The following is a 1,223-nucleotide window of genomic DNA, read 5'->3' as shown; positions in this document are numbered from 1 at the left end:
CCCGCCCCTGGCAAGATCATGACTGTTGAGGAAATGATCGCCGGGGAAACGGGTGCGTCGTGGTCGAGGGTACGTCGTTGGGTGTGGACGTCGCGTGGATGGTCGGGTTGCCGGGCTGCCGGGTGGTGCACGTCGAGCGGCGGGAGTCGGGTTGGGTGCAGCTGTACCTGTCGTCGCTGGAGGGGATGACGGTGTGCTGCCCGGGCTGTGGGACCCCGTCGGGGCGGGTCCGTGAGCGTGTCGAGCAGCGGCTGGCGCATCTGGTGGTCCTGCCGATGACGGTGGTCTGGGACAAGCGGCGGCTGTACTGCGACAACGACGCGTGCGGGCAGCGGACCTTCGCCGAGACCGGGCCGGTGGCCGAGCGGGGGGCGCGGGTCTCGGTGACGGGCCGGGAGACGATGGGCCATCTCGTCGGGGACTGGCTGGTCCCGGTGCGCCGGGTCGCCGACGCGCTCGGGTCCAGCTGGCACACGGCCCAGGACGCGCTGGACCGGTTGGCCGAGCTGGCCGGGATCACGGTCACCCTCCCCGCCGACGCCGACGCCGACGCCATGGACGCCGTGGGCGGCGCGGGGGTGGGGAAGCCGCTGGTCGTGGGTCCCGACGACGACTACGGCGGCGCGGGTGGCGCGGGGGTGCGCCGGTCGCGGCGGTCGGTGTCCGGCCCGCGGCCCGGGGTGGGGGTGCTCGGGATCGACGACCATCGGCGGGGCCGGCCCCGCTACCACCAGGACCCGGTCAGTGGCCGCTGGGTAGCGGACGCGGACCGGTGGGCGACCGGGTTGTTCGACGCGACCGGTGGGCATGGCCTGCTCGGGGTCGTCGAGGGCCGGACCGTCGCGGGCACCGTCGACTGGCTGGCCGCCCAGCCCGAGGAGTGGCTCGCCGGGATCTGGGCCGTCACGATCGACATGTCCACGACCTACGCCTCCGCCGCCCGCGAGGCGCTGCCCCACGCCCTGCTCGCGATCGACGGTTTCCACGTCAGCCAGCTGGCGAACAAGGCGATCGGCGACACGCGCCGTCGGGTCACCCACGAACTACGCGGCCGCCGAGGCAGAGCAACCGACCCGGAGTACACGATCCGCGGACTGCTCGTCCGGGCCGAGGAGAAGCTCTCGCCCGCCGCCCGCGGGAAACTGCTATGCACACTCGCCGACCTCGGCGGGAACGCCGCCCTCGCGATCGGCACCGCCTGGCGCGCGAAGGAACACCTACGC

At 73.8% G+C, this 1,223-nt stretch carries 1 protein-coding gene; it reads left to right on the top strand.

Features of this window, described 5'->3' with window-relative positions:
• Window positions 1-59: 59 nt before the first annotated feature.
• Window positions 60-1,223: ISL3 family transposase (locus BMG523DRAFT_RS22350; protein ID WP_051624024.1), on the top strand; the 1,164-nt coding region annotated here is incomplete at its 3' end.

It is taken from the genome of Frankia sp. BMG5.23, assembly GCF_000685765.2.
GTDB classification, from domain to species: Bacteria; Actinomycetota; Actinomycetes; order Frankiales; family Frankiaceae; genus Frankia; species Frankia casuarinae.
The sequence above is the reverse complement of the archived record's forward strand: the minus strand, read 5'-3'. Positions and strand labels throughout refer to the sequence as shown.